We start from the raw sequence: 10,985 nt of genomic DNA, 5'->3' as shown, positions 1-10,985 counted from the left end.
TGTTGTTTATTAAAAAAAAAATTCAGAATAAATTACTCAATTTTTCCGCGATTCCTTTTTGAATATTAGTTTCAAATCCATTAAAATAATTTTCAGTTACTGCTATTGAGCTATGTGAATATTAAAAATAACAGCTTAAATTTGTATTGCTGAATGAAACAGAAGTAAGCTCTGTAGAGGTACAACTTACCAGGGTTAATTCAGCCGGATATGCATACCACCCAGAACATTTTTAGTCTGGGTTTTTTATGCATATGCAATTCCGTTATTCCTAAGAAAACCTATTCTTCATCTTCAATAAGAGCAGGTTTTTTATTGTGCTTCCTTGGATAATTCTTCCACGCCTTTTTAATCTCCCCATTTAGATTATGGGCTTCATCAGGTGTTTGATAATTTAGGCTTAAATGAGGACGTTTCGTATTGTAAGTATCAATAATTTTTTCAATTGCTTTTTGTGCTTGCTGATGGTTCTTATAGATAACTTTTGGGAAGAACTCGTTTTTAATAATTCCATTCACTCTTTCCGCCATGGCATTTTCATAAGGGCTTCCACTTTGGGTCATACTGATATCAATATTTCCATCTTTGAGCATCTGTGTATAATTGGCAGAACAATATTGGGTACCGCGATCGGAGTGATGAATGGTTGGAAACATTCTGTTCATTTTTGTTCTGGATGCTATGGCTAATGCAAGTGCTTGTTCACACCCGATAGCTTCCAATGTTTCATGTAAACAATGGCCAATTATTTTTCGAGAATAGGCGTCAGTAACCAGGCTTAGATAATTGAAGCCGTCTATGGTTCGAATATAGGTTATATCCGTTATCCATAGCTGTTCTGGAGCATCTATAGTTAAGTCAATGATTCGATTTGGATACTTCTTCATCCAATGGTTTGAATCTGTGGTTTTAATTATTTTAGTCCGCCTTCGTCTTATTAACAAGCCATGAAACCGGAGTAGTTCAAATAGTTGATCTCGCCCCATCTTAATATTATGTTTTTCAAGCTCTGGGGTAAGTAAATAAAACAATTTTCTTATCCCCAGCAACGGCATATCATCTCGCCACTCATGAATCAGTGTTAATACGAGCATATGGGCGACTGAGGTTCTCTCACTGATAATTTGCGCCTCATAATAGGCTTGTCTGCTTACATCAAACAGCGAACAAAGGAAGCATAAGCTTATTTCTGGATGCCTTTGTCGGAGCTCTTGCACTGTTTGACGCCAGCTTTTTTTCTTATTTTTTATTTAGTTTTCGGACCTAACTCCATTCATTCTTTTTATTCTTTTCTTCTCTTTCACGATAGGCTTTTTTGGACACAAATACACCTATTTCGTACAGTGACATCAGCGGTATGAATACGAGCATCTGACTTATCCAGTCTGGACTAGGGGTGATAAATGCGGCAACAATTAATAAAATGACAATAGCATACCTGCGTTTTTGTTTTAAAAATTTTGGCGTAATAACACCTACTTTAGTGAGTACATAGGCCATTACAGGCAATTCGAATGCGACTCCGCAGCCCAAAATAATATTCATCAAATTAGATAAATAATCGTTCAGCGTAGGTCGGGTCGTTAGCATCGGCATATCACTTATCTGAAAACCTGCCAGGAAATTAAAGGTAAAAGGACTTAACACGAAATAGCCGAATGCCGCCCCCAAAAAGAAGAAAAAGGTCACCCAGAAAATAGCAAAGCGGGTATTCTTCAGTTCATTGGTTTTTAAAGCCGGTTTTATGAATTTCCAAAATTCCCAAAAAATATAAGGAAATGCTACGATAAATCCGCCTACAAAAGCAATGGTAAAAGTGCCTAAGAATTGACCACCAAAAGTTGTGGATTGCATGTCCACATGAATAGGAGGCATGCATAAACCAGATACTTTTGTGATTTCGCCTAATCGACAAAACAGTCTATAGCTTATAAAATCCGGATTAATCGGTCCTGCGATAACATTGGCAAAAATCCATCCGTGAAAACTAAAAATAACTATAGCTAGAATTAAAATAGCTACTACAGATCTTAGAATATGCCACCGCAATTCTTCAAGATGGTCAATAAAAGCCATCTCTGCATTTGATCCACCTCTACGATTTAGGAACCTTTGTAACATAATAATCTTTCAAGATTTGAGCAGCAAAGGTAACTATGAATCGACAATTTTGCCCATTAATCTATTAATCAATTTGTAAAACAATTTTGCCAAACCTTTCTCCGCTTGTATCCATTGCCCGCATAGCGGTTTGTACCTCTGTGAGTGTGTAAACGCTGTCGATAACAGGGTTTACTTTTTTCGCACTGATAAATTCAAGCATTTGTTCGAAATCTTTTTCAGAACCTAAGGTTGTGCCAAGAATACTTATCTGTTTCCAAAAAATCGAACGGCCATTTATTGCCGGAATATTTCCATCAGTTCCACCAAAAAACACGATACGTGCTCCTCTAGCGGCAAGTGACGTTAATTGCACAAAACCATCACCCAGCGCACTATCAATAATTACATCAAATTCTCCGGCTTTTGTTTGCAGTAATTCGTGCCAGTTTTCCATTTTATAATTGATGCCGCCCTTTGCTCCAAGCTTCATTGCTTTTGCAATTTTTTCTTCTGAACCGGAGGTTACCCAAACTTCTGCGCCTGCAGCTACTGCCCATTGCAAAGCAAAAGTGCCGGCCCCGCCACCTACGCCGGATACCAATACTTTTTCTCCCGGTTGCCAATTGCCGCGAATAAATAAGGCCCGATAGGCGGTAAGCCCCGCTACCGGAAGAGTGGCTGCTTCTTCGTAAGATAAGTGGGAAGGCTTAGGATATATGTTCGTTATAGGAACAGAAATATATTGCGCAAAACAACCATTTTCGGGCAAACCAATAATTGAAAACTCCTTACTTTGGAAGGCTTCTTTGTCCCCCCAGTTTTTTGCTGGATATAAGACTACTTCGTTGCCGATAATTGATTTATTAACACCTTCACCAATCGCCTCAACAACACCGCTTCCATCGGAACCCAGGACTATTGGAAATTTTAGACCCGCATATTTTCCTTTTTGTATCCACCAGTCTCTTTTGTTAAATGAAGCCGCTTTTAATCTTATCAATACTTCGTTTTGTCCGGGAATAGGTTTTGTTATTTCTTCAATGCTTAACGGCTCGTCGATTCCTCTTAGTACAACAGCTTTCATAATAGATTTTTTCTATTCAAAAATACAAAATGTGTTGTTAAAGGGTTGTCATGATTGTATTAGATATTCGATTTGTTAATGCTATCTCGTTGGACATAGTATTGAGCTTAGTCTTTTAATTTCTCAAAATATTTACACGCTTTGCGTATACCGCATTCCCCGCATTTAGGGTTGCGCGCAACACAAACATAGCGGCCATGTAAAATGAGCCAATGATGTGCCTTATGAATAAGATTTTTGGGTATAAATTTTACTAACTGCTTTTCTGCTGCCAGAGGAGTAGTAGCTTTAAGTGTAAGGCCAATACGTGCTGACACCCTAAATACGTGTGTATCCACGGCCATATTTGGCTGTTCATCAATAACAGAAGTAATGACATTCGCTGTTTTACGGCCTACACCAGGCAACGTAATGAGTTCCGCTACGGTCATGGGTACGTTTGATTTGAAATTTTCCACAAGCATTTTGGCCATGCCAATTAAATGTTTTGTTTTATTGTTGGGGTATGAAATGCTGCGAATTAATGGAAACAATTCATCAAATGTAGCTTTGCTTAGTTTCTCAGCTGTTGGATATCGGTGAAAAATTGCCGGTGTCGTCAGGTTCACCCGTTTATCTGTACATTGGGCGGATAATATTACGGCAACCAAGAGTTGATAAGGGTTGTCGTAAATTAATTCGGTCTCTGCATCAGGCGCATTTTTTTCAAAATAGCCGATGACATAAGCATAACGTTCTTTTCGAGTCATAGTGCTAAAGTACGATTTTACGGGTGAAAAAGTGGGCATCGTTTGTTTGCTATCCCTTTCTAAACCACTGTTGAAAAGAAAGAATTGTATGGATGGATTATTTTCCTTTAGACTTTGTAGAGTCCACAATAAAGACGTCTTCATTATCGCGTTTCATAAATAGATTTTCGCGAGCATATTTTTCTAATGAGACCGGGTTGCTTTCAAGATTGTTTAATTCCTGCTTAGTTTTTTCAATTTCTGATTGATAAAAGGCTTTGCTTTTTTCTAGTGTCGACAACTCTTTTTTCCGTTGGATTTGCACAAAAAAATCATTTCTATCATAAAAAAACATCAGAAACAAAAATACCAACACCGCAACTATGTATTTGTTTTTAAGATAAGAAAGTATTTTTAATGCCTTTTTCATTGGTTACGAAATTTATATTGCTAGGACAAAGTAAGGTTATTTTTCATACAAAACAATGCCGCGAACATGCAATCTCCGTTCTGTGCATAACCTACAATGGATTCTTTTTTTACGCACTTAAGCGAAAATCTTTCTTCTATAAAGGCTACGTTGGCTTCATTTTCTTTTTCGAATACGGAGCAGGTGATATATAAAAAATAGCCTGTTTGCTGTAAGTGGGGAATGCAATTAGAAATAATTTTTCTTTGTAAAGATTGAAATTCATCTATCTTATCAATGGAGAATGTAGAAAGGCTTTCTGGTGTTCTTGCCCAAGTACCTGAGCCAGTGCAAGGCGCATCGCAAATAATCAATTCGTATTTTTTAGTAGATGAAAAGGGCTTTGATAAATCTGCAGTGAATAGTTCATATCGATTAATATCGGCTTCTTTAAAACGTTGTTTTAGATTTTTCAATATAGAAGGCCGAATATCTGATACACTTAATTGAATATGCTGCAGAATATCTTTTGCCAATATAGATTTACCGCCGCTGGCAGCGCAAGCATCCCACAGTGAAACTGGATGATTTTCCGGGAAATATGTTTTGACAGCTTCTAAAAAAGTACCGGTCTTCTGGGAACTGACGTCCTGCACCACTACTTCTTTGTTTAACTTTAATATGAGATCAATTTTAGTATTATTGGCAAGAGAAAGACAGTTATCATCAATCATTAAAAAAGCAGTATTCGCCATGGCTAATTTTTTAATCACTGTATTTTTATTACCTGGCCTGATACGTAAAAATAGATTTGGTTGTTGTAAGAAGGATTGCTGAAATAAGGTATTATCAATACTGTTGGAAAGTTGATCGGAGAAAGGGAAAATCTTTTCTAACCGAAAGTCGGGATAGCTATTTTTTATAAAAGCTATCCTTTCAGGTAATGTACCAGAGGAAAATGGTAGCCACTGCTGTGGAAAATTTGGCTGCTCTTTTTCTCCTATGCCGTCGCAAATAAAGATTGCCGCCATTAATTTTTCTTCCATAGGGATATTTTCTAAATTCTTCCCTATTCTAAAAAATGTGTAACAAAAATGCGTAATTACTTTTCTATCTTTTGAACCATGCTTTTTATTGGCTGAGAAGTATTTTTTCAGCAAATGTTGTAATGGCTCAGTGCCTTTGTATTGCGCAATTAATGTGGCCGCCTGACTTATATGTTTTTGGAAATAGCTGTTCATATGAAGGAAAAAATATCTGAAGTTTTGGAATAATTAATTTCCCGTTATAGCGGCTGAGTACTGCCGCCTTTTTAATTCTTCGATACTTAAATCTAATTCATATCCGATCAGAAGTACAAACGAGTTGACAAATATCAACATCATCATTACCAGAATGGAACCGATGGAACCATAAAATTTACTATAATTTGAAAAGTTTTGTGCCCAAAATGAAAATAAAGTCGTTGAGAAGATAAGTAAACAAGTCGCAATGATGGCACCCAAAGAAAATAGTTTTTTTCGCTTGTCCAGCGTAGGCGCATATTTATAAATAAAACATGTGCTGAATAAAAAGAGTGCTGCGATGACAACCCATCTTAAATTTTTGATGAGTAATTGTACTTTTAAGTTGTGGATACTTAATACTTGCATGATTCTTTGAAAAAGCATTCCCTGACCCATAGAAATAATAAGTGTGCCTATGAATAGCATGAAAAGTATCATGGTAAGCTTCATTGCACGTAAGCGCTTCTTGATAAAGTTGGTTTTGGCTTTCTCTTTTAGGGAGCGGTCGAATGTTCGAATGATGCCCATCATGGCATTGGAGGAATAAAAAATAGCCAAAATGAAACCTAGTGAAAGCAAACCGTTTTTCGTTTTACTAAAGATTTCTTCTAAAAATTTCAGCATCAGTTGTCTTGCACCCACATTCGGTGTAAAATGTAGAATCATATTCTGTAACTCAAAATAAAATAATTTTGAATTAGTGATATAAGGTAGCAGTGTGCACAAAAACAATAGGCAGGCTGGAACAGCAATAAGCAGATTAAAGGAAATGGCTCCCGCACGTACATTTAATCCTTCCTCATTTACTTGTTCGACAAACAATGCAGTTACATCATAAAAAGAAATATCGTGCGTTCCCGGCACGGGGAGAGCTTTCAATATTTTTTTCAAAAGCTTGAGTGGCGGACTGTTTAATAATTTTCTTTCGAAGGGTGTCACTATCGTTTGCTATTTAATATTGCGTGCATCTAATGCTTCTTGGTACTGCTTTGCCTTCAACGCATGAGATTTATAATCTACACTAAAATTATGGTAGCCACTAAAGTCTGGTTTCGCTACAAAAAATAAATAATTGGTCTTTGGTGCATTTAATACAGCGTCTATTGTAATGGAATCGGGCGTACATATGGCTCCAGGTGGTAACCCTTTGTTCAAATAGGTGTTATAGGGCGATTGAACTTTCAAGTCTTCCAATAAGATTCTTTTGATCGCAAAATCATTCAAAGCAAATTTTATAGTTGGGTCGGCACCTAAAGGCATTCCAAGCCTTAAGCGATTTAAGTAAACACTGGCGATGGTATCTTTCTCGCTGTCTTTTAGTGTTTCATCTTCGACAATGGAAGCGAGAATAATTGCTTGTTCAGGTGTTAGCCCTAGTGCTGCTGCCCTGTTTCTGCGATTGTTTGATTGCCAGAAATTTTCTTTTGTTTTGGCAAAAATACTCAAAATTTGCGGCATGCTATATTGCCATTTCATATCGTACGTACCCGGAAGCAGTAGTGTCGTAAAAGTAAAAGTATCGACACCAAAAGGTCGTAGCGAATCATTGTTGCTAATAAAAGCAAGGCTTTTCGCAGAATCTGTAATAAAGTTATTTCCGAGCATTGCGGCAAAACCTTTGAGTGTGCGTACCCTTTTGATCGTAAAGTGCACGGTATCTTGGCGGTTATGCTTAAATGTCTGAATTATTCTATAGATACTCTCTCCTCTTTTTATGGTAAATCTTCCTGGGGTAATCGCTTTAAAAGCGTTGGTATTATTGGCGAAGAAATTGAATATTGTAATATTATCGATGATATCACCTTTATTAATTTGCTCCGCTATTTGAGCCTGATAGGATGCGGGAGAAGAAGCATAGACATAAATATGTTTCAATTTACCATTGAAGGAGGTGGCTCTTGAAAACAAAAGCCATCCTACAATCAGGACTGTAATGAAAATGATAACCGTTATAAGTTTTCCAAAAGTTTTCATCGAATATATTTTGCCTATATATGAGTTATAATTGCCGCAAAATAACAAAAATTCCCCACCTTGTGAGGCGGGGAATGGTAATATATTATTTTACAACTTGAATTGTAATTCTATTTTACGGGGGTAGCCGGCGTAGATTGCTGCGGTGCAGCAGGCATTGGCGCTTGTTGCTGTGCAGGAGCTGTGGTATTCAATTTTTTGAGTGAACCGTCGTTATTTGTAGTAGATTTTCCACTAAAAATGATTACAGAAAATAAGCACATAATGCTTAAAATAGCTGCAAAAACCCAAGTTCCCTTTTCTAACACGTTGTTGGTTTTTTTTACACCCATTATTTGGTTGCTGAAACCACCAATTGAACCAGAAAGACCACCACCTTCCGGGTTTTGTATTAAGACAAAAAAAGCTAGTACGATACTAACAATGATTACCAATATAAAAAATATCAGAGACATAATTTTTTATTTAACGCTGTAACAAATTTATTTTGGATGCAAAATAAGTTGATTTTTCGGGATATAACAAACTTAATTTTTTGTATATCTCTATTGCATGCTCTTTTTTGTTTTGTTGCAATAGTACTTCAGCCATTGATTCTGTTATTGTTTCTTCGCTTTCCAATGAGGCAATTGCTTGGGCTGCCGCTCTCTTTTCTTCTTCTGGCGTTGTATTTAATTGCGGTTCTCCAGAGGTTGTTTTCTTAATATCCTTTAGCCAATCGGTGAACTTTTTGACTTTTGCACCTAAGGCATCTTGCTGCTTGGTAAAAATAATGCCTTGAGAAGCAAAATAATCCGTTTTAAAAAGAGGCTCGGTTTCTATAAGAAGTTTTTCATTGCTATCTATTGTTTTTTTAAATGCTGCCAATTGCTGTCCCAACATAGAAGAAAGCCGCTCATTTTGTAATTCTTCTGTCGCGATGGATATCGGTTTTGGTGGAACTTTTGCTTCAGCAATAGCACCGGCAAATAATTCTTTACTGAATGGGCCATTATATAACAAAATGTCGAGCTGAGGTATATAGCTAAAATGCAAGGCTGTTTTTCGCGCTTGCTTTGCGAAATTCGCATTATTACTTGCTAACATTTTTTTTGTCAACAGTAATTGCGCCAGACTAAAGTAAGGATATTGTTGGGTTAATGACTCCCAGTCTTTAACGTCCGTTTCTGCAAAAGCTGATTTGCCCAGTAATTGATTTGCGATATTGTTTTCGATACTCATTTAGGAACTAAAATATATATTTTCTACCAGGTTGCGAAAATTTTATTGAACATGGCTTCTGAAAGATTTTTAAGGATATCCGGCATTAATTTGGATTCGGCCTGTTGCAAACTTAAACTAGCCGCAAAGTCGAAGTTACTACTAACATCGAATTCTTTAGTAACCTTCTTAAAATTATCAATGAATTTCATATGTACAGAAACAGTAAGTCTGTTTTGACTTGCCTGATTGCCCGAAACCCCCGAAGTAGATACGGTATAAGAAGTAATGGTACTGATAATTACATAGTCAGCATTATTGTCATCTTCGCGCGTAAGTTTGGTTTGATTGGCTACCAACCGCACAAAGGCATCTGTAAGCTGAGAACTGAGTCGTGGATTTACATAGGTTGCTTTGTTTTCTATATAGTTGATCTTTATCGTTTTTACACTGTCGGGTACGCTTACGTCGTGAAATGAATAAATACCACAAGAGTTTAACGATATGGACAGAAGTATAAGGCCAGTAATGAAAAGAAAGGCAAATGCCGTATACTTATTTTTTATTGCGCGCATGTTTCAATACGTTTTGCCAGCGAAGTTAAAGCGAAAAAAAGAAATCATCCTTTTGTTTTTACCAAATAAAAATTTTCTAATCAATATTCACAATTGTGAAACAAATTGTAAAGCCTTGTTGCAGAATCGATGATCCTATTTTTTTTGTTAGCTTTATGTTGATTATATAATAACTAACCAAATTTTTTAAATGAAAAAGTATTTTTTTCTATTGTTAGCGCCAATGCTGGCGATGACAGTATTTTCTTGCCAACAAACAAAGAAAGACAGTTACACTATTAACGGAGATGTTGCTGGTCTGACCGATCCCTACATTTACCTCAGTAGCAGTGTTGGGGACTCAATGAGAGTAGATTCCGCCGCTGTAAAAGATGGAAAATTTACCTTCACCGGTAAGGCCGATCATCCGGCAATGGCTGCGCTTTATCTAAAAGACAGGAGAAGTGGTGTACAGTTTTATCTGCAAAATGCCGGGATAAAAATTAGTGGCAATGTCGATTCTTTGGACAAGGCTACAATTACAGGCTCTCCTACACAGGACGATTTTGAGGCCTATAAGGCATCGATAAAGGAATATACTACTCAGGAAGACAGTGCGTACGGAAAATATCAAACGGCTCGTCAGATGAATGATACTGCCACTACTGCTGCAATCGAAAAACAAGTGGATAGCCTTGATAAATTAATTGAAGTAAAGACTAAGTCTTTTATTGCAGACCATCCTAAAAGTTACGTAAGCCTTGGTAGATTGCAAACATTGACTTACTCCACTGCATATGCTGATTTGAATAAAATGTTTACTTCATTAGATACTTCTTTGCAAAATTCTGCCACAGGTAAGAAAATGGCTGAGCAATTGGCTAAAATGAAAAAAACAGCGGTTGGACAAAACGCTCCATTATTTACCCTAAACGATGTGAATGGTAAACCCGTGAGCCTTTCGGATTTTAAAGGTAAATATGTTTTGGTTGATTTTTGGGCAAGCTGGTGTGGCCCTTGTCGGGCAGAAAATCCAAATGTTGTAAAAACATTTAATCAATATAAAAGTAAGAATTTTACCGTATTGGGTGTTTCTTTAGATAACGATAAAGCTGCCTGGCAAAAAGCGATTGATCATGATAAGCTGGCATGGACACAAGTCTCCGATTTAAAAGGTTGGGGAAATGAAGTAGCGATGCAGTATGGTGTACGCGCAATACCGGCTAATTTTTTAATCGACCCTAATGGGGTAATTGTTGCGCACAATTTGCGGGGTGCAGATTTATCCGACAAATTAGCTGAGGTTTTAAAATAAAAATTTCAGGACCAGACAGATAATAAAAATAAAACAAGCCGTTCAAATTTTGAACGGCTTGTTTTATTTTTATCTCTAGTTTGGCCCTTTTCTAGATAAGATTAAAAAAGATAGCGCTATAGTTGGTTATATCGTTATTTTTTTTGATCTTTATATCTAGTTAAACAACTAGATATGGGATATCCGACTAAAATACAGATAATAAAAAGGGCAAAGAGTGAGCAGTGGTACGTCAATTTCCCTGCTGCCGTTGCTCAGGCAATAGAGTTTAAACAGGGGGAGATTGTTGAATGGGTGATAGATGACCACCAACGTTTAGTGCTCCAACGCAG

Annotated in this window: 12 protein-coding genes; 1 reads left to right on the top strand and 11 read right to left on the bottom strand. The window is 36.9% G+C overall.

The features are described 5' to 3' along the window. Positions 1–281: 281 nt before the first annotated feature. From ACQR30_RS08315 to ACQR30_RS08265, 11 genes are all read right to left on the bottom strand, one after another. Positions 282–1,217 (bottom strand): IS3 family transposase, encoded by a 936-nt coding sequence (locus ACQR30_RS08315; protein WP_429733952.1) that lies wholly within the window; start codon positions 1,215–1,217, stop codon positions 282–284. 46 nt (positions 1,218–1,263) lie between these two features. Continuing rightward, positions 1,264–2,121: a twin-arginine translocase subunit TatC gene (tatC, locus tag ACQR30_RS08310; RefSeq protein ID WP_429733950.1), complete on the bottom strand. Its 858-nt coding sequence runs from the start codon at positions 2,119–2,121 to the stop codon at positions 1,264–1,266. Positions 2,122–2,185: 64 nt separating this feature from the next. Then, entirely contained in the window at positions 2,186–3,187 is a 1,002-nt protein-coding gene (locus ACQR30_RS08305; RefSeq protein WP_429733948.1) for a zinc-binding dehydrogenase, read from the bottom strand. Positions 3,188–3,294: 107 nt separating this feature from the next. Beyond that, entirely contained in the window at positions 3,295–3,936 is a 642-nt protein-coding gene (gene nth, locus ACQR30_RS08300; protein WP_429733946.1) for an endonuclease III, read from the bottom strand. Between the two features lie 97 nt (positions 3,937–4,033). Further along, entirely contained in the window at positions 4,034–4,345 is a 312-nt protein-coding gene (locus ACQR30_RS08295; RefSeq protein WP_429733944.1) for an FtsB family cell division protein, read from the bottom strand. Positions 4,346–4,365: 20 nt separating this feature from the next. After that, the gene (locus ACQR30_RS08290; protein ID WP_429733942.1) at positions 4,366–5,565 is read right to left on the bottom strand and encodes an Fmu (Sun) domain-containing protein; all 1,200 of its coding nucleotides are present in this window, start codon (positions 5,563–5,565) and stop codon (positions 4,366–4,368) included. 33 nt (positions 5,566–5,598) lie between these two features. Further along, on the bottom strand, positions 5,599–6,489 hold the full coding sequence (locus ACQR30_RS08285; RefSeq protein ID WP_429733940.1) for a YihY/virulence factor BrkB family protein: 891 nt from the start codon (positions 6,487–6,489) through the stop codon (positions 5,599–5,601). A 69-nt stretch (positions 6,490–6,558) separates the two neighbouring features. Further along, positions 6,559–7,584 (bottom strand): endolytic transglycosylase MltG, encoded by a 1,026-nt coding sequence (mltG, locus tag ACQR30_RS08280; RefSeq protein WP_429733938.1) that lies wholly within the window; start codon positions 7,582–7,584, stop codon positions 6,559–6,561. A 110-nt stretch (positions 7,585–7,694) separates the two neighbouring features. Continuing rightward, positions 7,695–8,039: a preprotein translocase subunit SecG gene (gene secG, locus ACQR30_RS08275; protein WP_429733936.1), complete on the bottom strand. Its 345-nt coding sequence runs from the start codon at positions 8,037–8,039 to the stop codon at positions 7,695–7,697. Between the two features lie 10 nt (positions 8,040–8,049). Beyond that, positions 8,050–8,805, bottom strand: a complete 756-nt coding sequence (locus ACQR30_RS08270) for a hypothetical protein (protein WP_429733934.1) — start codon at positions 8,803–8,805, stop codon at positions 8,050–8,052. 23 nt (positions 8,806–8,828) lie between these two features. After that, complete coding sequence (locus ACQR30_RS08265) at positions 8,829–9,359, bottom strand: LptE family protein (protein ID WP_429733932.1); 531 nt, start codon at positions 9,357–9,359, stop codon at positions 8,829–8,831. Positions 9,360–9,549: 190 nt separating this feature from the next. On the opposite strand from ACQR30_RS08265, the gene ACQR30_RS08260 reads away from it, so the two are divergent. Beyond that, complete coding sequence (locus ACQR30_RS08260; protein WP_429733930.1) at positions 9,550–10,653, top strand: redoxin domain-containing protein; 1,104 nt, start codon at positions 9,550–9,552, stop codon at positions 10,651–10,653. Positions 10,654–10,985: the final 332 nt, after the last annotated feature.

The organism is Arachidicoccus sp., assembly GCF_050436765.1.
In the GTDB taxonomy this organism is placed as follows: domain Bacteria; phylum Bacteroidota; class Bacteroidia; order Chitinophagales; family Chitinophagaceae; genus Arachidicoccus.
The sequence above is the reverse complement of the archived record's forward strand: the minus strand, read 5'-3'. Positions and strand labels throughout refer to the sequence as shown.

Bases quoted from the DNA above. Each gene is read 5' to 3' on its own strand.
- tatC (WP_429733950.1), bottom strand. From the start codon at position 2,121: ATGTTACAAAGGTTCCTAAATCGTAGAGGTGGATCAAATGCAGAGATG.
- ACQR30_RS08305 (WP_429733948.1), bottom strand. From the start codon at position 3,187: ATGAAAGCTGTTGTACTAAGAGGAATCGACGAGCCGTTAAGCATTGAA.
- nth (WP_429733946.1), bottom strand. From the start codon at position 3,936: ATGACTCGAAAAGAACGTTATGCTTATGTCATCGGCTATTTTGAAAAA.
- ACQR30_RS08295 (WP_429733944.1), bottom strand. From the start codon at position 4,345: ATGAAAAAGGCATTAAAAATACTTTCTTATCTTAAAAACAAATACATA.
- ACQR30_RS08290 (WP_429733942.1), bottom strand. From the start codon at position 5,565: ATGAACAGCTATTTCCAAAAACATATAAGTCAGGCGGCCACATTAATT.
- mltG (WP_429733938.1), bottom strand. From the start codon at position 7,584: ATGAAAACTTTTGGAAAACTTATAACGGTTATCATTTTCATTACAGTC.
- secG (WP_429733936.1), bottom strand. From the start codon at position 8,039: ATGTCTCTGATATTTTTTATATTGGTAATCATTGTTAGTATCGTACTA.
- ACQR30_RS08270 (WP_429733934.1), bottom strand. From the start codon at position 8,805: ATGAGTATCGAAAACAATATCGCAAATCAATTACTGGGCAAATCAGCT.
- ACQR30_RS08265 (WP_429733932.1), bottom strand. From the start codon at position 9,359: ATGCGCGCAATAAAAAATAAGTATACGGCATTTGCCTTTCTTTTCATT.
- ACQR30_RS08260 (WP_429733930.1), top strand. From the start codon at position 9,550: ATGAAAAAGTATTTTTTTCTATTGTTAGCGCCAATGCTGGCGATGACA.